General features: G+C 70.3%; 21 protein-coding genes, 1 tRNA gene and 2 pseudogenes. 11 read left to right on the top strand and 13 right to left on the bottom strand.

The genetic code is table 11. The features are described 5' to 3' along the window. Positions 1 to 20 precede the first annotated feature (20 nt). Entirely contained in the window at positions 21 to 1,499 is a 1,479-nt protein-coding gene (gene tcuA, locus RIC31_RS01620) for an FAD-dependent tricarballylate dehydrogenase TcuA (protein ID WP_350100383.1), read from the bottom strand. 109 nt (positions 1,500 to 1,608) lie between these two features. Between tcuA and RIC31_RS01615 the strand changes: the two genes are divergently transcribed. Further along, complete coding sequence (locus tag RIC31_RS01615; protein WP_350100381.1) at positions 1,609 to 2,517, top strand: LysR family transcriptional regulator; 909 nt, start codon at positions 1,609 to 1,611, stop codon at positions 2,515 to 2,517. Between the two features lie 141 nt (positions 2,518 to 2,658). Here the strand turns inward: RIC31_RS01615 and RIC31_RS01610 are convergent, their stop codons facing one another. The 4 genes and pseudogenes from RIC31_RS01610 to RIC31_RS01595 form a co-directional block, all read right to left on the bottom strand. Beyond that, complete coding sequence (locus RIC31_RS01610; RefSeq protein ID WP_350100379.1) at positions 2,659 to 2,958, bottom strand: hypothetical protein; 300 nt, start codon at positions 2,956 to 2,958, stop codon at positions 2,659 to 2,661. Between the two features lie 138 nt (positions 2,959 to 3,096). Further along, the gene (locus RIC31_RS01605; protein ID WP_350100377.1) at positions 3,097 to 3,678 is read right to left on the bottom strand and encodes a YaeQ family protein; all 582 of its coding nucleotides are present in this window, start codon (positions 3,676 to 3,678) and stop codon (positions 3,097 to 3,099) included. A gap of 86 nt (positions 3,679 to 3,764) precedes the next feature. Next, positions 3,765 to 4,521, bottom strand: a pseudogene (locus RIC31_RS01600) (IS6 family transposase). 128 nt (positions 4,522 to 4,649) lie between these two features. Beyond that, positions 4,650 to 4,723: transfer RNA gene (locus RIC31_RS01595), tRNA-Gln, on the bottom strand. Between the two features lie 380 nt (positions 4,724 to 5,103). Here RIC31_RS01595 and RIC31_RS01590 point away from each other — a divergent pair. From RIC31_RS01590 to RIC31_RS01555, 8 genes and pseudogenes are all read left to right on the top strand, one after another. Next, entirely contained in the window at positions 5,104 to 6,045 is a 942-nt protein-coding gene (locus RIC31_RS01590) for a Ppx/GppA phosphatase family protein (protein WP_350100375.1), read from the top strand. A 30-nt stretch (positions 6,046 to 6,075) separates the two neighbouring features. Beyond that, positions 6,076 to 6,846, top strand: coding sequence for an RlmE family RNA methyltransferase (locus RIC31_RS01585; RefSeq protein WP_350100373.1), 771 nt, complete (start codon positions 6,076 to 6,078; stop codon positions 6,844 to 6,846). Positions 6,847 to 6,955: 109 nt separating this feature from the next. After that, positions 6,956 to 8,413: an IMP dehydrogenase gene (gene guaB / locus RIC31_RS01580; protein ID WP_350100371.1), complete on the top strand. Its 1,458-nt coding sequence runs from the start codon at positions 6,956 to 6,958 to the stop codon at positions 8,411 to 8,413. 33 nt (positions 8,414 to 8,446) lie between these two features. Next, entirely contained in the window at positions 8,447 to 9,787 is a 1,341-nt protein-coding gene (locus RIC31_RS01575; RefSeq protein WP_350100369.1) for an RsmB/NOP family class I SAM-dependent RNA methyltransferase, read from the top strand. A gap of 101 nt (positions 9,788 to 9,888) precedes the next feature. Beyond that, on the top strand, positions 9,889 to 10,464 hold the full coding sequence (locus RIC31_RS01570; RefSeq protein WP_350100367.1) for a GNAT family N-acetyltransferase: 576 nt from the start codon (positions 9,889 to 9,891) through the stop codon (positions 10,462 to 10,464). 97 nt (positions 10,465 to 10,561) lie between these two features. Then, positions 10,562 to 12,109: a glutamine-hydrolyzing GMP synthase gene (gene guaA, locus RIC31_RS01565; RefSeq protein ID WP_350100365.1), complete on the top strand. Its 1,548-nt coding sequence runs from the start codon at positions 10,562 to 10,564 to the stop codon at positions 12,107 to 12,109. Between the two features lie 262 nt (positions 12,110 to 12,371). Further along, the gene (locus tag RIC31_RS01560; protein WP_350100363.1) at positions 12,372 to 13,997 is read left to right on the top strand and encodes an ABC-F family ATP-binding cassette domain-containing protein; all 1,626 of its coding nucleotides are present in this window, start codon (positions 12,372 to 12,374) and stop codon (positions 13,995 to 13,997) included. 51 nt (positions 13,998 to 14,048) lie between these two features. Further along, positions 14,049 to 14,564: pseudogene (locus tag RIC31_RS01555) on the top strand (GMP synthase (glutamine-hydrolyzing)); the annotation flags it as partial. Between the two features lie 7 nt (positions 14,565 to 14,571). On the opposite strand, the gene RIC31_RS01550 reads toward RIC31_RS01555, so the two are convergent. The 8 genes from RIC31_RS01550 to RIC31_RS01515 form a co-directional block, all read right to left on the bottom strand. Continuing rightward, positions 14,572 to 14,928: a helix-turn-helix domain-containing protein gene (locus tag RIC31_RS01550; RefSeq protein WP_350100361.1), complete on the bottom strand. Its 357-nt coding sequence runs from the start codon at positions 14,926 to 14,928 to the stop codon at positions 14,572 to 14,574. Then, complete coding sequence (locus RIC31_RS01545) at positions 14,909 to 15,292, bottom strand: type II toxin-antitoxin system RelE/ParE family toxin (protein WP_350100359.1); 384 nt, start codon at positions 15,290 to 15,292, stop codon at positions 14,909 to 14,911. Before RIC31_RS01545 ends, RIC31_RS01550 begins: the two co-directional genes overlap by 20 nt. Before the next feature lie 62 nt (positions 15,293 to 15,354). Next, positions 15,355 to 15,741: a DUF488 domain-containing protein gene (locus RIC31_RS01540; protein ID WP_350100357.1), complete on the bottom strand. Its 387-nt coding sequence runs from the start codon at positions 15,739 to 15,741 to the stop codon at positions 15,355 to 15,357. Further along, entirely contained in the window at positions 15,738 to 16,388 is a 651-nt protein-coding gene (gene alkB / locus RIC31_RS01535; RefSeq protein ID WP_350100355.1) for a DNA oxidative demethylase AlkB, read from the bottom strand. The genes RIC31_RS01540 and alkB overlap by 4 nt, the downstream gene beginning before the upstream one ends. Before the next feature lie 3 nt (positions 16,389 to 16,391). Then, positions 16,392 to 17,024 (bottom strand): hypothetical protein, encoded by a 633-nt coding sequence (locus RIC31_RS01530; protein WP_350100353.1) that lies wholly within the window; start codon positions 17,022 to 17,024, stop codon positions 16,392 to 16,394. A gap of 2 nt (positions 17,025 to 17,026) precedes the next feature. Continuing rightward, on the bottom strand, positions 17,027 to 17,830 hold the full coding sequence (locus RIC31_RS01525; RefSeq protein ID WP_350100351.1) for a DUF72 domain-containing protein: 804 nt from the start codon (positions 17,828 to 17,830) through the stop codon (positions 17,027 to 17,029). A 135-nt stretch (positions 17,831 to 17,965) separates the two neighbouring features. Continuing rightward, positions 17,966 to 18,874: a hypothetical protein gene (locus RIC31_RS01520; RefSeq protein ID WP_350100349.1), complete on the bottom strand. Its 909-nt coding sequence runs from the start codon at positions 18,872 to 18,874 to the stop codon at positions 17,966 to 17,968. Between the two features lie 2 nt (positions 18,875 to 18,876). Continuing rightward, positions 18,877 to 19,092, bottom strand: coding sequence for a DUF3126 family protein (locus RIC31_RS01515; RefSeq protein ID WP_502989804.1), 216 nt, complete (start codon positions 19,090 to 19,092; stop codon positions 18,877 to 18,879). Between the two features lie 148 nt (positions 19,093 to 19,240). Here RIC31_RS01515 and RIC31_RS01510 point away from each other — a divergent pair, with 148 nt between their 5' ends. Together RIC31_RS01510 and RIC31_RS01505 are read left to right on the top strand one after the other, a co-directional pair. Next, a complete protein-coding gene (locus tag RIC31_RS01510) occupies positions 19,241 to 20,209 on the top strand; it encodes a nucleoside hydrolase (RefSeq protein ID WP_350100345.1) in 969 nt (322 codons plus the stop codon). A gap of 31 nt (positions 20,210 to 20,240) precedes the next feature. Next, positions 20,241 to 21,098, top strand: a complete 858-nt coding sequence (locus tag RIC31_RS01505; protein ID WP_350100343.1) for a hypothetical protein — start codon at positions 20,241 to 20,243, stop codon at positions 21,096 to 21,098. The last annotated feature ends 8 nt before the right edge of the window (positions 21,099 to 21,106 follow it).

Below are 21,106 nucleotides of genomic sequence, written 5' to 3'. Positions count from 1 at the left end.
CCCGTCCGCCCCGGGTATTGTCAGGTCGTGTAGACGGCGGCGCTGTTGCCGGCCAGGCGCCCGAAGACGGTACCGGCCATCAGGCCGCTGCCGCCCGGATAGTTCTCGACGAACAGCCCGCCGACCAGTTCGCCGGCGGCGTACAGGCCGGGTATCGAGCGGTCCGACAGGTCCTGCACCTCGCCCCGGTCGTTGATCTTGAGGCCGCCGAAGGTGAAGGTGATCCCGGTCGTGGTCACGTAGGCCTCGAACGGCGGCTCGTCGATCGGCAGCGCCCAGTTGGTCTTGTCGATCGCCAGGCCCCGGGTGGTGACGCCGTCGAGCACCGCCGGGTTGAACTTGCCCGGCCGGCAGGCCGCGTTGAATGCCTCGACGGTCGCCGTCAGCGCCTCGGGCGCGATCTCGAGCTGGCGCGCCAGGTCCTCGATGCTGTCGGCGGTGACCTTCGTGACCTCGCGGATCCGGTACTCGTCGCGCAGCAGCGGGATGGTCTTCTGGTCGAAGATCTGGACCGCCGTGCGGTAGGGCTGGCTCATGATGATGCGGCCGAACTTGACGTAGGTGTGGTTGCGCACGTCCTCGCCCTCGTCGACGAAGCGCTCGCCGTTCATGTTGACCATGATCCCCCAGGGGTAGGAGTGCTTCTGGAAGTTGTCGAGGATCCGGCGGTCGCCGTAGGGCGGGGCGGAGATGTCCCAGCCGACCGAGTGGCAGCCCGACCAGTTGCCGTACGGCCTGGCGCCGATGTCGAGCGCCATGCGGATGCCTTCGCCCATGTTGTGCCGGGTGCCGCGGACCCGGCACAGGTCCCAACCCGGGCCGAGGTAGCGCACGCGCATCTCCGGGTTAGACTCGAACCCGCCGCAGGCCAGCACGACCGCCCCGGTCGCGATCTCCTCGTAGCCGTTCGGGCCGAACACCTCGATCCCGGTGATCCGGCGGTTGTTGTCGTGGAGCAGGCGGGTGGCGCCGGTGCCGTAGCGGATATCGCAGCCCATCCGGGCGATCTCGGCCAGCTCCATCTCGATCAGCCCGGCGCCGCCGCCGACCGCCTCGATGTTCACACCGCCGTAGAAGTGATGCTTGCCGTCGACCAGGAAGGACTGGCGCCCGAACATCGGGATGAAGCGGATCCGGTGCTCGCGCAGCCATGCCATCGCCGGTCGGGACCCGTCGATCAGGATCCAGGCCATGTCCTCGTCGGACTGGTGGCGGGTGACCTTCATGAGGTTGTCGTAGAACGCCTGGCGGTCGTGCGGCGGCAGCACGATCTGGTCGCGCTCGGCGTCCGACAGGTCGGTCAGCACGTCGGTGACGGCGTCGTCGATGCCGGTGTGGCAGAACCGGAAGCCGCCCGCGGTGAAATAGGAGTTTCCGCCTTTCTCCTCCTCGGCCGCCTTCTCGAGCACCAGCACGCGCGCACCGTTCTCGCGGGCCGCCATCGCCGCCGACAATGCGGCGTTGCCGGCGCCGACCACGACCACGTCATAGTCCGACATCGCTGTTTCCTTCCCTGCGCCACGCCGATTTCCGGGCATGTTGACGCCTGGTGATTTGACAGTAAATTGAAACTTTCAATGATATTATTAAGGAAAATGAGTTAATCGAATGGACTATCTGCTGAAGGAGATCGGCGTCTTCGTGCGGATCGTCGAGCTGGGCAGCTTCAAGGCCGCGGCCGAGGACCTGCACCTCACCCAGTCGGCCATGACCCAGCGCCTCAAGAAGCTGGAGGACACCCTGGGCGTCCGCCTCGTCGACCGCACCACGCGGAGCGTGGCGCCGACCGCCGTCGGCCGGAGCTTCCTGCCGGTGGCCAAGCGCATGCTGATGCAGTTCGAGCAGTCGATGGAGGATCTCAGGAACCTCATCCAGGCCCGGACCGGCCAGGTCACGATCTCGAGCCTGATCTCGGTCGCCACCTATGTGCTGCCGTCGGCGCTCCGGCGGTTCCGCGACGACCATCCCAACGTCGGCGTCCGGATACTCGACGATGCCGAGCAGGAGATCGCGGCGCATGTGCTGCGGGGCGAGGCGGAGTTCGGGATCGACATGCAGACCGCGTCCCCGGACCCGGCGATCGCGGCCACGCCGTTGATGGAGGACCGCTATGTCCTGGTGTGCCGCGCCGACCGGGCCGACGCCGGGGCAGGGCCGGTGACGTGGCGGGAGATCGTCGAGATGCCGCTGGTGACGCTCGGGTCGCGGAGCGGCACCAACCGCTTGCTGCATTCGCTATGGTCGGTCTCGCCCGGCGCCGCGAACCGGCGGATCGAGGTCCAGCACCTGTCGACGCTGATCGGCGCCGTCGAGGGCGGACTCGGCGTCGGCATCGTGCCCGCCCTCGCGATGCGGGGCCGGACCGACGGGGTGCTGGTGCAACGCCCTCTGGTGGAGCCGGACCTGCGGCGGAACGTCGTGCTGGTCCAGCGCCGGGGCATCGAGCTCTCGCCCGCCGCCGACCGGTTGAGGGCCGCCATCCTGTCCGCGTTCGAGGCCTTCCGGGACGGGGCCTGAGCCCCGCCGGTGCGGAAGGATGCGATGGCGAGGGGAGAGTTGGCAGGGGGACGGGGATTCCGGGTCCGATTCCGGAAGGCCGCAGAAATCCTCGAGCTTCGGGGCCGCGAAACGGCGACGGCGTCTTCTCGCCTTCGGGGCTCATGTGAGGCTCAGAACAGCCATCAGGGCCAGACTCACACCGCGCGCGAGGTTGGCCTCGCTCTGCGGGCCATCATGACGTGCCGCCGAGTTCCAGACGCCGATCACCGCCACGACGTTGTAGGGAATCGACAGACCGTATCCGACGATCAGGGCCACCCACGGCAGGTCGAGCATGAGCAGCGCATAGAAGCCGATGCTGGTCGAGATATTGACCAGAAGCCCGCCGAACACCGTCCAGGTCCAGAGCGCATCGCCGAGGGGGAGATCGCCCCTCCAGAGGGCCAGGAGCTTTGCCATGATCCGACCCTAGCCCGGATGTCGCACGTCTCCCAAGCCGGTTGGCGGGTTGGATCGGATTGCCAGGCACGGGGCAGTGAGGGCACGGGGCCGTGAGGGCGAGCGTATGAGATCGGCTTTATGACGCGAGGCTATCGGTCACGCCCGAAGTTCGCCATACGCCGATGTGACAGAGCCCGCAGCACTCTTCCATTTGTGCGGAGTCATGTAGACGATGCGATCACCCACACTGACCATCACATCGCCGTCCTGAATATTGATCTGGAGCCTCATCGCGCGGCTTGCCAGTTTTGCCAGTTCGCCTGTGTCTTTCTCGGGAAAATTTGTCACTTGAAGGTTTTCAAAACGGGTGGTGTTTTTTTTGATCTTGTCCCACCAGATCTCGGCCGACCTGCCGCCATAAGGATAGACAATCACCTTGCCGGCCTTGCCACAGGATTGACGCATCACCTTCTCGCTGGGAAGCCCCAGGGTCACCCATACATCAAGCGCGCCGTTCAAGCTTTTCTGCCAAATGTCGGGCTCGTCATCGGTTGACAGTCCCTTAGTCATTTCCAGATTCTCATGGGCATTTAGCGCAAAGGCGACAATGCGCACCATCAGCCGTTCATCCGTCTCGGATGGATGCTTTGCCACGGTCAATTTATGGGTCTCGTAATAGTGACGATCCATGTCGGAGACCGAAAGCTCAACTTTGTAGATGGTGGCATTTTGCGCCATGATTTGTCCCAAGAACTGCGAAGATTGCGATGCTTACAGGGTCCGGCGACCTTGTGAAAGCGGATAAGGGGACTGCGACGGCGTTGTCACGAACCCGGAGCCGGCACGCACGAAGCCGACTGATCCTCTGAGGGCCATGCTGCCTTGGCCGCGGATTGCCACAGTGCGAACGCGTCGCTCCGTAGGGCCCGAAGGGTTCGGCGTGAGATCAGATGGCGCTGGACGTTGAAGGTGTTGTAGACGGCGGCGTGAGCAGAGAGGAAGCGCTGGGTCGATCCCGGTCTCTTGAATCCGATCCACGATCGTTCGCGTCGGCGGAGAGGTTGGTGTGAATTCTCGGCGCGATTGTTCAGCCGGCCGCGGGTCACGTGCCGATCGCTCATACCGACCTCGCGGAGCGCGGCACTGTAGGGCGGCACTGTAGGACCGCAGCTTGTCGGTCACGATGGCCTCAGGCGGGAAGCCCTGCTTACGAAGCAAGCGGCGCATCAGCTTCAGGGTGGCCCGCTTGTCACGTCTCGGCTGCACCAGGACATCGAGGACCTCGCCCTCGGCATCGACAGCGCGCCATAGGTACAACATTCGGCCGCCGATCGAGACGAACACTTCGTCGAAGTGCCAGGTGTCGCAGGGCCCCGGTCGCGTCGCGCGGAGCCGCCGGGCGTAGGCCGGCCCGAAGCGCGCGACCCAGCGCCGGACCGTCTCGTAGCTGATGTAGAGGCCTCGCTCGGCCAGCAAGTCCTCCACGTCCCGCAGGCTGAGGTTGAAACGAAGGTACGGCCAGACGGCGTGCTGGACGATCGATGACGGATAGTGCAGCCGTGTGTACGAGCTCGGGTTCATGAGGCGACGTTGCCGGCCGCGACCGGCGTCAGCCATGAGTTCGTGTGACAGCGCCGTTGGCTGAAACAATGGGCGTTGCCGCCCGCGCGTCGGCGGGAAACAAGGGCAATTCAGCGAAAAGAGAGAGTTGGCTGGGGGACCAGGATTCGAACCTGGGCTGGCGGAGTCAGAGTCCGCTGTCCTACCGCTAGACGATCCCCCAGCAGGACGCGCCGCAATGCGGAACGGGCCGTGTCCTTATCACATCGGGGAGTTGGGATGCAAACGCCTTAGATCAAGACCCGGCGCCCCAGGCGGCCGGCCGGGGGCGCTATGGGGATGGCCGGGGGGTGACCCGCCGTCTACAGTACTTTCGATACAGGTCCGGAAGGAACCGGAAGAACTGCGAGGAACGGGATGGTGAGGGGGCTGGAGAGCCGCCGCAGCCCCCCGTCCCGGCGACGAACGCGACGGCCGGCCAACGGCTGCGGCGAGGGAGCGACACCAAGGGACGGGGAGGCGGCGTCGGACGGGACGGCCGGGAATCGGCTAGGCGTACCGGTGGCCGGAGCGGGCAAGGCGGGGCGGACGTCACACGAGGTATTGGCGGCGCTCGACCTCGGTACCAACAACTGTCGACTGCTGGTGGCGCGGCCGGAAGGCCGCGGTTTCCGCGTGATCGACGCGTTCTCGCGCATCGTCCGACTCGGCCAGGGGCTGGGCCGGTCGGGCGAACTCGCGGAGGACGCGATCGAGCGCACGCTCGAAGCCCTGGCGGTGTGTGCCGCCAAGATGCGGCGCCGGCAGGTCACCCGGTTCCGGGCGGTCGCGACCGAGGCCTGCCGCAGCGCCGGCAACGGCGCCGCGTTCCTGGCGCGGGTGGCGGCCGAGACCGGGCTGGCCCTGCAGGTGATCACCGCCGAGGAGGAGGCGGCGCTGGCGCTGGCCGGCTGCCGGCCGCTGCTCGATCCGTCGGTGCCCGGCGCCCTGGTGTTCGACATCGGCGGCGGGTCCACCGAGATCGCCTGGCAGTGGAGCGGGCCGGAGGGCGGTCGGACCGTCGCCGCCGTCTCGATGCCGATCGGCGTGGTCACCCTGGCCGAGCGCTACGGCGGCGACCGCTTCAGCGAGGCGGACTATGAAGGCATGGTCGGCGAGGTCGCCGGGCGGCTGCTGGCGTTCGAGGACAGGCACGGCATTGCCGCCGCCGCCGCCGAGGGCCGGGTTCAGATGATCGGCACCTCCGGGACCGTGACCACGCTGGCCGGCGTGCGGCTCGACCTGCGGCGCTACAACCGCGACCGGGTCGACGGCCTCTATCTGGACATCGAGGACACCCGGGCGATCGGCCGGCGGCTGGCCGGCATGGATTTCGTCGGCCGCGCCGCGCATCCCTGCATCGGCCGCGACCGGGCCGACCTGGTGGTCGCCGGATGCGCCATCCTGGAGGCGATCTGCCGGGCCTGGCCGGTTCCGCGCTTGCGTGTCGCCGACAGGGGTGTGAGAGAAGGCATTCTGCTCGGACTGCTGGCCCGGAACGGCTGACGCAGACGGCTAGGTCAGAGGGAGTTCGCCATGGCAGGCGCGCGCGGCGGCGGCCGGCGTCCGGGAGCACGCGGACGCACCGCCTCGGGGTCAACGGCCGGAACACGCAAGGAAGGCGGGATCGGCGGATCGCGCGGGGTGACGGTGCGGGTGAAGACCGCCCGCGGCCGCACCTCGTCGTCGCAGCGCTGGCTGGAGCGCCAGCTCAACGACCCCTATGTCGCCGAGTCGAAGCGCCTCGGCTACCGGTCGCGGGCGGCGTTCAAGCTGCTTCAGCTCGACGAGCGGTTCAAGATCCTGAAGCCCGGCGCCCGGGTGGTCGATCTCGGGGCCGCGCCCGGCGGCTGGACCCAGATCGCCGTCGCCCGGGTCGGTGCGCCGGACCGCGGCCAGGTGGTCGGGCTCGACATCCTGCCGGTCGAGCCGATCCCGGGCTCGGTCCTGATCGAGGCCGACTTTATGGCCGAGGACGCGCCGGCCCGGCTGAAGGCCGAACTCGGCGGCCCGGTCGACGTGGTGCTGTCGGACATGGCGGCCCCGACCACCGGGCATTCCAAGACCGACCACCTGCGGATCGTCGGGCTGTGCGAGGCGGCCCTGGACTTCGCGATCGAGGTGCTGGCGCCGGACGGCGCCTTCGTCGCCAAGGTGTTCCAGGGCGGCACCGAGGGCGACCTGCTGGCCCGAATGAAGCGGGCGTTCCGCACCGTTCGGCACGCCAAGCCGCCGGCCAGCCGGGCCGAGTCGGCCGAGACCTATGTGGTCGCGACCGGCTTCCGGGGCGAGCCGGAGGCCGGCTGAGCCGCGGACTTCCGCGCCATGCGCGAGACGCATGGCCGGTCATCGAATGGTCGCTTGGCTTCCGAAGGCCGCGGTGTATAGTGCGCCGCCACCGGCTTTCGGAGGCACCATGGACATCCGCGACGCGCTCACTTTCGACGACGTTCTTCTCGAACCTGCGCGCTCCAACGTCCTGCCAGCCCAGGTCAGTACCCGCACCAAGGTCACCCGGACCATAGAGCTCGGCATCCCGCTGATCTCGGCGGCGATGGACACCGTGACCGAGAGCCGGCTGGCTATCGCCATGGCGCAGGCCGGCGGTATCGGCGTGGTCCACAAGAACCTGTCGGTCGAGCATCAGGCCAACGAGGTCCGCGCCGTCAAGAAGTTCGAGGCGGGCATGGTGATCAACCCGCTCACCATCGCGCCCGAGGCGACCCTGGCCGAGGCGCTCGACCTGATGAAGCGCCACGGCATCAACGGCCTGCCGGTGGTGCGCCGAGACGGCCGGCTGGCCGGCATTCTGACCCATCGCGACGTCCGCTTCGCCAAGGACCACGGGCAGCTGGTGCGCGACCTGATGACCAAGCGCCTGGTCACCGTGCGCGAGGACGTGTCGCGCGAGGCCGCCCGCGACCTGCTGCACAAGCACCGCATCGAGAAGCTGCTGGTGGTCGACGACGACCGGCGCTGCGTCGGCCTGATCACCGTCAAGGACATCGAGAAGGCCCAGACCCACCCGAATGCCGCCAAGGACGAGAAGGGCCGGCTGCGGGTGGCGGCGGCGACCGGGGTCGGGCGCGACGGCATCGCCCGCGCCGAGGCGCTGATCGACGCCGAGGTCGACATTGTGGTGGTCGACACCGCTCACGGCCATTCCGAGGGCGTGCTCGGCGCGGTCGCCGAGATCCGCAAGCTGGCCAACTACACCCAGATCATCGCCGGCAACGTGGCCACCGCCGACGGCGCCCGGGCGCTGATCGACGCCGGCGCCGACGCCGTGAAGATCGGCATCGGACCGGGCTCGATCTGCACCACCCGCATGGTCGCCGGGGTCGGGGTGCCGCAGCTCACCGCCATCGTCGACGCCGGCAAGGTGTGCCGCGAGGCCGGGGTACCGTGCATCGCCGACGGCGGCATCAAGTATTCCGGCGACCTGGCGAAGGCGATCGCCGCCGGGGCCAACTGCGCGATGATCGGTTCGCTGCTGGCCGGCACCGACGAGAGCCCGGGCGAGGTCTATCTGTACCAGGGGCGCTCCTACAAGGCGTATCGCGGGATGGGGTCGCTCGGCGCCATGGCGCGGGGCTCGGCCGACCGCTACTTCCAGGAGGAGGTGCGGGACAACCTGAAGCTGGTCCCCGAGGGGATCGAGGGCCAGGTGCCCTACAAGGGCTCGGCCGGGCAGGTGGTGCACCAGCTGGTCGGCGGCCTGCGGGCGGCCATGGGCTACACCGGGAGCGCCTCGATCGAGGACATGCAGGCCAAGGCGAAGTTCCTGCGGATCTCCAGCGCTGGCCTTCGGGAGAGCCATGTGCACGACGTCACGATCACCCGCGAGGCGCCGAACTATCGTCCTCATATGTGACGTTAGAATTCGACTGTAATAAGTTGATATGAAATGAAAGATGGTGCCCGCCTAGCGGCGGCGATAGAGGTGCTGGAGGCGGCGGCGGCGACCGATCGGCCGACCGACCGGGTGCTCGACCGGTATCTCAAGGACCGACGCTACATCGGCGGCAGCGACCGGGCGGCGGTCGCCCAGCGGGTGTGGGGCGTGCTGCGCCGCCGGGCCCGGCTGGACTGGTGGGTCAAGAAGGCCGGCAAGGGCCTGCAGCGTGACGCCCGCGGCCGGGTGCTGGCCGATGTCGCGCTGACCGACGGCCTGGGCGTCGGCGAGATCGCCGACCTGTTCGACGGCTCCCGCCATGCGCCGCCGGCCCTGACCCGCGAGGAGGGCGACGCCCTGCGCCGGCTGGTCGGCCATGCCCTCGACGATCCGGAAATGCCGGCCGCGGTCCGGGCCGAATGCCCGAACTGGGCGTGGCCGCGCATGGAGGCGGTGTTCGGGGCCGAGGTCGAGACCGCGGTCCGCGCGCTCGGCGCCGAGGCCACCTTCGACCTGCGGGTCAACCCGCTGGCCGGGGCCGACCGGGAAACGGTGATCGCCGAGCTGGCGGTGGCCAGCGTGCCGGCGGTGCCGACGCCGCTGTCGCCGGTCGGCCTGCGGCTCGACCGCCGGCGCCCGGTCGACCGCATGCCGGCGTTCCGCGACGGCCGCATCGAGGTCCAGGACGAAGGCTCGCAGCTGGCCGCCATGCTGGTCGGCGCCCGGCCCGGGCAGCTGGTGGTCGACTACTGCGCCGGGGCCGGCGGCAAGGCGCTGGCGCTGGCCGCCGACATGGCGAACAAGGGCCGGCTGATCCTGTACGACGTCTCCAAGTCGCGGCTCGACCGGGCCGCGGTGCGGCTGCGGCGGTCCGGCGTGAACAACGCCGAGCGGCGCCCGCTGGTCGAGGGCGACAAGGCGGTCAAGCGGCTGGCCGGCAAGGCCGACCGGGTGCTGGTCGACGCGCCCTGCACCGGCACCGGCACCTGGCGGCGCAACCCGGACGCCAAGTGGCGCTACGACGCCGAGGCGCTGGCCGAGATCACCGCCAGCCAGCGGATGATCCTGGAGCGTGCCGCCGCCATGGTGAAGCCGGGCGGCCGGCTGGTCTACGTGACCTGCTCGGTGCTGGCCGACGAGAACGAGGCGATCGTGGACGGATTCCTGGCGGATTCGACGGCGTTCCGGGCGCTGCCGGTCGCCGTCGCCTGGGCCGAGACCGTCGGCGCCCAGGGTGGTCCGGCATGCCCGTCGGACGGGCCGTATCTGCGGCTCAGCCCGCACCGCCACGGCACCGACGGGTTCTTCGTCGCGGTGCTGGAGCGCGGCTTCGGGGCCGGCGACGAGCGCTGACCGGCTTGCCGCCCGTCCGGCCCCCGGGTGGACAGCCGCGGACGGCGGTGCCTAGACTTGTCCCGCGACGGCCGCACCCGGTGGCCGTCCGGGAGACTGCCATGGCCGAACACAACGTGCTCATCCGGCCGGTCGAGCCCGGGGATGCCCTGGGCCTCGCCCGTGTCCAGATCGACACCTGGCGCGACGCCTATGTCGGGGTCCTGCCCGACGACACCCTGCTCGACCTGGACGAGATGCGCGCCGCGGTGCGCTGGACCCGCGTGGTCGGCAACCTGCGCTCCGCGGAGGCCCTGGCGGTCGCCGAGGCCCACGGCCGCGCCATCGGGTTCTGCCACGGCGGGCCCGGCCGCCGCACCGTCGCCGAGGCGGTCGACCGCGAGGGGCCGGTGGCCGAGGTCTACGCGCTGTATGTCGACCCCAGCTTCCAGGGCCTCGGGATCGGCCGGGCACTGCTGGCCGACGTCACCCGCCGGCTGATCGCCCACGGCTTCGAGTCGCTGGCGTTGCTGACCCTGGCCGAGAATCGCCACGGCCGGCGCTTCTACGACCACATCGGCGGCGCCGCGGGCGAGCCGATTCCCTCGGTCGTGGTCGGCTCGCCGGCCGACCAGGTGCCGTATTTCTGGCCGGACATGGAACGCCTGGTGCAGCGACTCGACGCACCGGCCGCCTAGCGCGGGATTCCGCCGTTCCGCACCCGCTTCGCGCTTGCCGCCCGACCCCCCTTGAGGTAGCGTCCGGCGCTTCTCGGAACCGCCCGGTGAAGCCCCCATGACAGACCGTGTCCTGATCCTGGATTTCGGCAGCCAGCTGACCCAGCTGATCGCCCGCCGGGTCCGCGAGAACGGGGTCTACTGCGAGATCTTCCCCTGCACCGTCGACCCGGTCCGGATCGAGCAGTTCGGCGCCAAGGCGCTGATCCTGTCCGGCGGCCCGGCCTCGGTATTCGGCGAGGGCTCGCCGCAGGCGCCGATGACCGTGTTCGAGCTCGGCGTGCCGGTGCTCGGCATCTGCTACGGCGAGCAGCTGATGTGCCACCAGCTCGGCGGCCGGGTCGATCCCTCGGACGACCAGGAGTTCGGCCGCGCCGAGCTGACCGTGACCGACGACTGCGCGCTGTTCGAGGGGCTGTTCGCGCCCGGCACCATCGAGCCGGTGTGGATGAACCACGGCGACCGGGTGATGGCGCTGCCGCCCGGCTTCCGGGTGGTCGGGACCAGCGGCAACGCGCCGTTCGCGGCGATCGCCGACGACGAGCGCCGGTTCTACGGCGTGCAGTTCCACCCCGAGGTGGTGCACACCCCGCGCGGCGCCCAGCTGCTGCGCAACTTCACCCACAAGGTGGCCGGGCTGTCCGGCGACTGGACCATGGCGGCCTTCAAGGACCAGGCGATCGCGGCGATCCGCGCCCAGGTCGGCAGCGGCCGGGTGATCTGCGGGCTGTCCGGCGGCGTCGACTCCTCGGTGGCGGCGGTGCTGATCCACGAGGCGATCGGCGACCAGCTGACCTGCGTGTTCGTCGACCACGGCCTGCTGCGCGCCGGCGAGGCCGAGGAGGTCGTGACCATGTTCCGCGACGCCTACAACATCCCGCTGATCGCGCGCGACGCCAGCGAGTTGTTCCTCGGCGAACTGGACGGCGTCACCGATCCGGAACTGAAGCGCAAGACCATCGGGCGCCTCTTCATCGACGTGTTCCAGGAGGAGGCGAACAAGATCAAGGACGCCCGGTTCCTGGCCCAGGGCACCCTGTACCCGGACGTAATCGAGAGCGTGTCGTTCACCGGCGGCCCGTCGGTGACCATCAAGTCGCACCACAACGTCGGCGGCCTGCCGGAGCGCATGAACCTGAAGCTGGTCGAGCCGCTGCGCGAGCTGTTCAAGGACGAGGTGCGGGCGCTCGGCCGCGAACTCGGCCTGCCCGAGCATCTGGTCGGCCGCCATCCGTTCCCGGGGCCGGGCCTCGCCATCCGGGTGCCGGGCGCGATCACCCGCGACAAGCTGGAGATCCTGCGCAAGGCCGACACCATCTACCTCGACGAGATCCGCAAGGCCGGGCTGTACGACACCATCTGGCAGGCCTTCACGGTGCTGCTGCCGGTGCGCACGGTCGGCGTGAAGGGCGACGACCGCAGCTACGACTACGCCTGCGCGCTGCGGGCGGTGACCTCGACCGACGGCATGACCGCCGACTACTACCCGTTCGAGCACGACTTCCTGCGCCGGGTCGCCACCCGCATCACCAACGAGGTGCGCGGCATCAACCGGGTGACCTACGACATCACCAGCAAGCCGCCGGGTACCATCGAGTGGGAGTGACTTTGGCCCATCCGTAGGCATCCGGCACAAAAGCGCTGGCCCAGTCCGGCGACGCGGAGGTGCACGGCTGGACACGGTGCCGCATGGCCCAGATGACGCGTGTGGGGCTGTGTTCCATTTCTTCCGACGGTTCAAGACCGGCCGAAGGCATTCGCCAGACCGCGCCTGCCTTTGCCCCGGCACGGGAGATTTGCGACGACGCGCGGGCGACCCGACGTCTATAACCTCGCCCCGGCACCCATCCTTTTGCAGCACGGGCCTCATGATTCGTCTCGACAACATCGTCAAGCAGAACGGCCATCAGATCCTGTTCATCGCCGCCTCGATGGGCCTGCGGAAGGGGGAGAAGGCGGGGCTGGTCGGGCCGAACGGCGCGGGCAAGACCACGCTGTTCCGCATGATCGCCGGCGAGGAGAAGCCGGACGACGGCCAGGTGGTGGTCGAGACCGGGATGACCATCGGCTATTTCAGCCAGGATGTCGGCGAGATGGCGGGCCTGAGCGCCGTCGCCGCGGTGATGGACGGCGTCGGGCCGGTCAGCGCGCTGTCGGCCGAGATGGCTGCGCTGGAGGCCGCGATGGTCGATCCCGAGCGGGCCGGCGAGATGGACGCGATCGTCGAGCGCTATGGCGAGGTGCAGACGCGGTTCCAGGAGCTGGACGGCTATGCGCTGGAGGCCCGCGCGCGCGAGGTGCTGGCCGGACTGAGCTTCAGCCAGGAGCGCATGGACGGCGATGTCGGCCTGCTCTCCGGCGGCTGGAAGATGCGCGTGGCACTCGCCCGCATCCTGCTGATGCGGCCTGACGGCATGCTGCTGGACGAGCCCAGCAACCATCTGGATCTCGAGAGCCTGATCTGGCTGGAAGCCTTCCTGAAGACCTATGACGGCGCGCTGCTGATGACCTCGCACGACCGCGAGTTCATGAACCGAATCGTCGGCAAGATCGTGGAGATCGACGGCGGCACGCTCACCACGTATTCGGGCAACTACGATTTCTACGACCAGCAGCGCGCGCTGAACGAGAAGCAGCGCCAGGCGCAGTTCGAGCGCCAGCAGGCGATGCTGGCCAAGGAGATCAAGTTCATCGAGCGCTTCAAGGCGCGGGCCTCGCATGCAGCGCAGGTGCAGAGCCGGGTGAAGAAGCTGGACAAGATCGAACGGGTGGAGCCGCCCCGGCGCCGCCAGTCCGTGCAGTTCGAATTCCGCGCGCCCCCGCGCTCCGGCGACGACGTGGCGAGCTTCAGGGACGTGCACAAGGGCTATGGCAGCCAGCCGATCTATGCCGGGCTGGATTTCCAGGTGCGGCGCAAGGAACGCTGGTGCGTGCTGGGCGCGAACGGCGCGGGCAAGTCGACGCTGCTGAAGATGGCGGCGGGCGAGACCGCGCCGGACCGGGGCAGCGTGGCGCTGGGCGCCAGCGTGCGCATGGGCTATTTCGCGCAGCACTCCATGGACCTGCTGGACGGCGACGACACGATCTTCGAGACGCTGGAAACGGCGTTTCCGCAGGCGGGGCAGGGCGCGCTGCGCACGCTCGCCGGCTGCTTCGGCTTCTCCGGCGACGATATCGAGAAGACCTGCCGCGTGCTCTCCGGCGGCGAGAAGGCGCGGCTGGTGATGGCGATGATGCTGTTCGACCCGCCGAACTTCCTGGTGCTGGACGAGCCGACCAACCACCTGGACATGGCGACCAAGGACATGCTGGTCGCGGCATTGGCGGAGTTCGAGGGCACCATGCTGTTCGTCAGCCACGACCGCCATTTCCTGGCGGCGCTGTCGAACCGGGTGCTGGAACTGACGCCCGGGGGCGTGCATCAGTTCGGCGGCGGGTATACGGATTACGTGACGCGCACGGGGCAGGAGGCGCCGGGGCTGCATCCGGGCTGAGATGCGTCGAAGCAGACCGAGGCCGGGGCCTTTGTGGCGCAGGAGCCGCGCGCCGACGGCACCCTGTACCCGGACGTGATCGAGAGCGTGTCGTTCACCGGCCGCCCGTCGGTGACCATCAAGTCGCACCACAATGTCGGCGGCCTGCCGGAGCGCATGAACCTGAAGCTGGTCGAGCCGCTGCGCGAGCTGTTCAAGGACGAGGTGCGGGCGCTCGGCCGCCACCCGTTCCCGGGGCCGGGGCTGGCGATCCGGGTGCCGGGGGCGATCACCCGCGACAAGCTGGAGATCCTGCGCAAGGCCGGGCTGAACGACGAGATCTGGCAGGCCTTGACGGTGCTGCTGTCGGTGCGCACGGTCGGCGTGAAGGGCGACGACCGCAGCTACGACTACGCCTGCGCGCTGCGCGCCGTGACCTCGACCGACGGCATGACCGCCGACTACTACCCGTTCGAGCACGCCTTCCTGCGCCGGGTGGCGACCCGCATCACCAACGAAGTGCGCGGCATCAACCGGGTGACCTACGACGTCACCAGCAAGCCGCCGGGGACGATCGAGTGGGAGTGAGGGGGCGTCACGCCGCGACCACCGAGATCCGTCCGGCCGCCCGCGACCGCGGCTTCTTCCGGATCACGATCTCCACGTCCTGGTCGAGCGCCGTCAGGAAGGTCATCAATCGCTCTACGGAGAAGCCATCGAGCTTGTAGTTCGCCAGCGCCGACACCTTGGGCTGGTTGACGCCGAGCCGCTCGGCGGCGGCCGCCTGGGTCAGGCGCCGGCGGGAGATCACGTCGTTGATGGCATGGGCCAGGCGCAGCTTGGTCTGCCGCTCCTCGGCGTCGGGATAGCCCAGGTCCGCGAACACGTTGCCGGTCCCGCGGGTGATCGTCTCGTCCGCCTCGTGGATCGTGCTAGCGCTTCGTTTTGCCAAATCGGTCCTCGTAGTCCTGCTGTGCCGCCTTGAGCCGTCTCGCGATCAACTCGATATCGTACTGCGGCATTCTGATGCCCCTCGGTGACTTCTTCTGGAAGGCGTGCAGAACGTACACGACCTTCTCAAAGCGCACCGTGTAGACCGCGCGGTAGGTGTCGCCGTCGTGGTCCTCGACCAGTTCGAAGACGCCAGATCCCTGGCCTTTCCAGGGCTTGGCGGAAGGGTGCCTGCCGCCGAACTGCGCCAAGCCCAGTGCATTGCCCATCTGGTCCTTCACCGGCTCGGGGAATGCCAGGAAGTCCTTCTTCGCCGATCCCACCCAGTCGAGGGGCCGTTCGCCCTTCGCCAGGGCCCGAGCCATACCCGTATATCCCATTATTGGGATGAGGTTTCAAGGGCCGGGCGACGGCTGTCCGGTGGCGGTCAGCCGAGCTTCGCCCCGCGCTCGTCAAGCAGCGCGCGCAGCACCGAGCGGTGGCAGCGCGCCTCGTCCTCGCAGTAGCAGCCGACCGAGAAATCGGCGCCGTGCGACAGCGCGGCCAGCAGGTCGAGGGTGCGGCGCGGCGCCGGGGCGTCCATCTCCCGGCGGAAGGCGCGCACGAAGGCGTCCCACTCGGCCTCGGTCGCCGCCGCTCGCGCCTGCGCCACCAGGGCCGCGCTCGGCGACAGCTCGGGATACCAGACGTCGAACCAGTCGTCGGCGGCGTAGCGCTCCTTGCGGACAGCGCGGGGCAGGCGGCGCACGGTGCCGATCCGCAGCCCCTCGCCGGGAAGCCGCGGCGTGCCGAGACGGACGATGCGCACGCTCACAGCGCCTTCCGCAGCGTCAGGTTGATCCGCGCCCGACCGGTCGCCGGATGGTCGCCGTCCTTGAGGGTCAGCACCCCGTGATGGAACAGCCGGGACGGGCCGCCCCAGGCCACCACGTCGCCGTGCTCCAGGCGGATCCGCCGCACCGGGTCGGCGCGCTTCGGCCCGCCGAACTGGAAGGTCGCCGGCAGGCCGAGCGAGACCGAGACGATCGGGTGGTCGTAGTCGGCCTCGTCCCTGTCCTGGTGCAGCGAGAGCTTGGCCCCCGGCGCGTAGCGGTTCACCAGGCAGGCGTCGGGCAGGAAGCCCGGATAGCCGGCCTCGGCCGCCGCGTCTGCCGCCAGCCGCAGGAACACCGCCGGGATCGCCGGCCAGGGCCGGCCGCTCTCGGGGTCGGCGGGGGCGTAGCGGTAGCCCTTGCGGTCGGTTACCCAGCCGGCGCTGCCGCAGTTGGTCATGGCCGCCGACATCCGGAATCCACCGGGCGTGACCATGTGGCGGAACGGCGCCGCCTCGGCGACCGCCGCGACCGCTCGCAGCAGCTCGGCCTGGGCCGCCAGCGCCCGGCCGCGCAGCAGCACCGCGCCCGGGGCCAGTTCGTCGCGCTCCGGCAGGGTCGGATCGGTGTCGCCGAACAGGTCGTCCATGGCTCAGCCCATCACGCTCGGATGCAGGACCGGCCGGTAGCCGGCGGCCAGGGCCGCTACCGTCGACGGCGGGGTGACCAGCGCGTCGAAGCCACCTTCCGGGCCGCCCGGCCGGTAGCCGGCGAAGCTCCATCGCCACGGCCGCCCCCGCCGGACCAGATAGGCATCGCCGCCGGCGGCGACCATGGTGCCGTCCGGAAGCTCGGGTACCGGCCGGGGCAGGGGATGCAGGCGCCGGGTCCGCCATTTCAGCCGCTCGCCGTGCAGGACCGCGTCCATCTCCGGGGCCCGTGGCAGGCCGGTTCCCTTGCCGGCCGCCCAGGCCGCCTGGAACGCCCTGGCGTCGGCGCGTCGACAGAAGAAGCAGGGCCGGTGCCCGGCGGCCAGCGCGGTCGCCTCGTCCAGGAAGAACAGCTCGGTCCAGCTGCGCCGCGCCATGACCTCGCGGCGCATGCCGCGGAACTCGCACAGGCAGGTGATCCAGGCCTTGGTGGCCCAGCGTCGGGTCAGCAGGGTGCGGGTCGCCGGGTCGTGGATGATGCCGCGGTTGCCGGTGAAGGTGCCGCGCTCCGGGACCGCGACGACCTCACCGAACGGCGTGACGCGGTTCTGCAGCGGGCCCGGCCGCGTCGGCATGGCTAGCCGAGCCTCTCGATCAGCGCCTGCGCCGCCGCCGGGTTGCGCACCTTCCCGGCGCCGATGACGTACAGATAGACGTCGCGCGGGGCCTTGTCGGGCGCGCCGCCGACCGTCTCCAGGCCGTCGGCGAGGCCGCCGGCGGCCCAGGCCCTGGCGCGCCCGGCCCAGGCGTCGAGGGCGCTGGGCGAATAGCCCAGCTCCTGGTCCTCCACGGTTCCCATGATCCGGGCATAGACGAAGTCGGCGGTCGGGTCGGCGATCTGCGGGTACTTGGAGTCGCCGGCCACCACGACGGCGACCCCGTAGGCGCGCGCCATGTCGACCAGCTCGGGGACCCGGAAGCTGTCGTGCCGGACCTCGACGGCGTGCCGCAGGCGCCGGCCCTCGTGGCTGGCCGGCAGCAGCTTCAGGAAGCCCTCGAAATCCGTCGGGTCGAACTGCTTGGTGGCCGCCAGCTGCCAGTTGATCGGGCCGAGCTTGTCCTTCAGCTCGAGCAGGCCGCCGGTGACGAAGCGCTCGACCGAGGCGCCGCCCTCCGCCAGCACCTTGCGGTTGGTGGCGTAGCGCGGGCCCTTCAGCGCGAACACGAAGCCGTCGGGCGTCTCGTCGTGCCACTTGGCGAAGCTCTCCGGCTTCTGCGAGCCGTAGAAGGTGCCGTTGATCTCGATGCTGGTCAGCCGGCCGCTGGCGTATTCGAGCTCGCGCCGGTGCGGCAGGCCGGCCGGGTAGAACGGCCCGCGCCACGGCTCGAAGGTCCAGCCGCCGATCCCGACGCGGATGGATGCTGCTGCCTGGGGTGCCACGTCCTCGTCCTCTCTGCCGATGCCTCCGTCGCGAGAGGCATACATAGGCGGTCGCGGGCTCGGATGCACTCCGGCGCTTGCGGTCGCGGGCCGGCAGGTCCCGGTTGCTGACAGGCCGTCGTCAGCAGCGGTCCGCTAATCAGGGGCCACGGCCCCGGGGTCGATCGGGCGGAAGTCGACCGACGGGTATTGCAGGTACAGGGTACGGACCAGCGCCCTGTCGTCGGCCGACAGGATCTCGCCCCGCCCGACGGTGCCGGAATGCTTGTCGGCCGGCAGGGCGGCGATGCGGGCGGCGATCGCCGCCCGGTCGGCGGGTCGACCATGCTCGGCGAGACGGTCGGCGACGAAGCCCGGCCAGTCCAGCCGGACATCCTCCCAGCGCCTGACGACGCAACGCCCGATCGCCTGCTCGGCGTGCCAGGACGCGAAGAAGTCCACCAGCTGGGCGGCCATGCGCAGCACCCGGACCCGGCGGCGCGTCGCCGGGTCCAGGGCGGCGAAGCGATAGCCCGGGGCCACCGGCTCGTCGCCGCGGTCGTCGGCGTGGCAGGCGATCGTGTCGAAGATGTCGCGGACCAGGACGATCGGCCGGATGCCCAGCAGGGCGACCGTCGCACGGACCCGGACCGTGGCGGTGACGTGCCCGCGGACCAGGGATCGCGGCTTCAGCTCGCGCAGGGCGGTCAGCCGGTCGAAGGCATTGTCGAAGCCGCCGTTGACGGCGTGCAGGCTGCCGCGGCGCAGGCCCAGCTCCTCGACCAGGACGGTCTCGGCGGCGGCCGTCGGCACCCGCGGGAAGGTGTTCACGAAAATCAGGAGTTCCGGCCGGGCGGCTGTGTTCACCAGCAGCGGCCCGGCAACCTCCCTGAGGGCGTCGCCCCACGGCTTCGCGGCCAGGGTCTGCTCGAGGATGTCGAGGTTGAGGGTGACCGGCCGGCGAGCGACCCGGTCCTTCAGGACCGTCGCATAGGCCTCGGGCGAGCCCTGCGCGGCTGCTGCCTGCTCTTCCGACAGCAACGCGCGAGGGTCGCGGTCCGGCACGCTCAGACGTCCTCGAGATCGATGTCCAGGATCGTCATCTGGAAGTGGAAGCAGGTCTCGCCGTCCTCGACGTCCTTGTAGATCACGCCGATGAACTCGTCCTCGAGCATGACCTCGACGGAGTCGGTCTTCTTGCCGCGGCGGACAAGGCCGATGCGCGAATTCGAGAAGCGTCGCCGCAGATAGCTCTGCACCTGGGCGATGTCGGTTGGCGTCACGGCCATTCTCCCGGACTGTGGACAGGGTGACCTGGGCTTATCCCATGCCCGAGGGGCGGCGCAACCGGGAAGGCCGGCGGCGGTTGCCGGGTGACGGCGCAGCCCGGCCCCGATATGGTCCCGGTCCGTCCCGCCTGGAGCGTCCTCCGTGACCGACCCGCGCCCCCATCCGCGTCCGCTGCTCATCGACTGCGATCCCGGCATCGACGATGCGATCGCGCTGCTGCTGGCCTTCTCGATGCCGGAGGCGCTGGAGGTTACGGGGATCACCACGGTCGCCGGCAACGTCTCGCTGTCGTCGACGTCGCGCAACGCCATGCGGGTCCGGGGCCTCGCCGCGCGGCCGGAGGTGCCGGTGTTCGCCGGCTGCCCGCGGCCGATGCTGGCACAGCCGGTGTTCGCGGACGACGTGCACGGGGTCGACGGCCTCGGCGGCGTCAGCCTGCCGGGCGAGCCCGGCGGGCTGGCCGCGCGCCACGGGGTCGACGCCCTGGTCGAGCAGACGGCGGACCGGCCGGGGCTGGCGGTGGTCGCGGTCGGACCGCTGACCAACCTGGCGGTCGCCCTGGTCAAGCGGCCCGAGGTCGCCCGGCGGATCGAAACCCTGGTGGTGATGGGCGGCGGCCTCGCCCACGGCAACATCACGCCGGCCGCCGAGTTCAACGTGTTCTTCGATCCCGAGGCCGCCCGCGCGGTGGTCGAGGCCGGGCTGCGGCCGGTGCTGGTCCCGCTGGACGCCACCCACGGCGCCCCGGTCACCGCCGCGATGATCGACGAACTGGCGGCCTGCGGCGAGGGCGTGGCGCCGGAGGCGGCGGCGCTGCTGCGGGCCTACCACGCCAATGTCGGCACCGATCGGCCGGGCGCCTACGTCCACGACGCCATGGCCCTGGCGGTGCTGGTCTGGCCGGAGCTGTTCGAGCGCCGGCCGGCCCGGCTGCAGGTGCGGACCGACGCCGGGCCGGAGCGCGGGCGGACGCTCGCCGACTTCGCGTCTTCCGAGCCGAACGCCGAGGTGGTGGTCGGGCTCGACGCACCGGCGTTCCTGGCGCGCCTGTTCGAGCGCCTGCGCGGGTTCCCGCGCAGCGTGCCCGCGGGCCACCCGATCCCCGCGTGACCGGCCATCCGTTCCTTGCCATCCTGACGCCATGCCTGTTCTCGACCTCATCCTGGCCCGGCTCGCGGTCCCCGTCGTCGCCACCGTCCTGGTGGCCGTGCTGGTCTGGCTCGCATGCCGGCGCATGGATGCCGCCCGGGCGGTCGCCGTGGCGGTGCCCGCCGGGCTGATCGCCGGCTATGCGGTGGTTCCGGGCTGGCCCTGGGCACCGCCGACCGCCGCGATCGACAAGCTCGCCTGGATGGCGCTCGGCGGCGCGCTGCTCGGGCTGGCGATCGACCTCGGTACCCGTGGCCGTATCGCCCCGGCCGTGGCCGCGCTGGTCTGGCCGGCCGCCGGCATGGCGTGGCTCGGCGGGCCGGCGCTGTTGAGCGGCGAGGGTGCCGGGCCGTATCGGTTCGGCGAGGTGTCCCTGGTGCTCGGGCTGCTGCTGGCGCGGCTTTCCCAGGTGTCGGACGATCGCCTCCAGGGCCCGGTGACCGCTGCCGTGATCGCCGTCGGCATCGCCTGCCTCGGGCTGGTCTCGGGCGAGCCGAGGCTGGCCGCGATCGGGCTGCCGCTGGCGGCCGCCCTGTCTGGATGGCTGCTCTGCAACTGGCCGCAGCGGCGCTTCGCCTTCGGGGCCGCCGGATTGCTCGGTGGACCCGGTGTCGCGCTGGTGCTGGCGGGCGACGCCGCGCTGCTGACCGGGGTCAACGCCACCCTGGTGCTGCTGGTGCTGTCGGCGGTGCTGATCCAGCCGGCGGTGCCGGCGGTCGCGGCGCGCGTTCCCTGGCTCGCCGGGCAGGCGGTCCGGCCGCTGGTCACGGCCCTAGTCCTGGCGGTTCCGTCGGCGGTCGCGGTGCTGCTGGCGTGGCTGGCGCCGGGGCTGGTGCCGTCGCTGTACTGACGCGCGGG

Source organism: Thalassobaculum sp., assembly GCF_040219615.1.
GTDB lineage: Bacteria > Pseudomonadota > Alphaproteobacteria > Thalassobaculales > Thalassobaculaceae > Thalassobaculum_A.
Note: the sequence above shows the minus strand (reverse complement) of the source record. Positions and strands in the feature narration are given on the sequence as shown.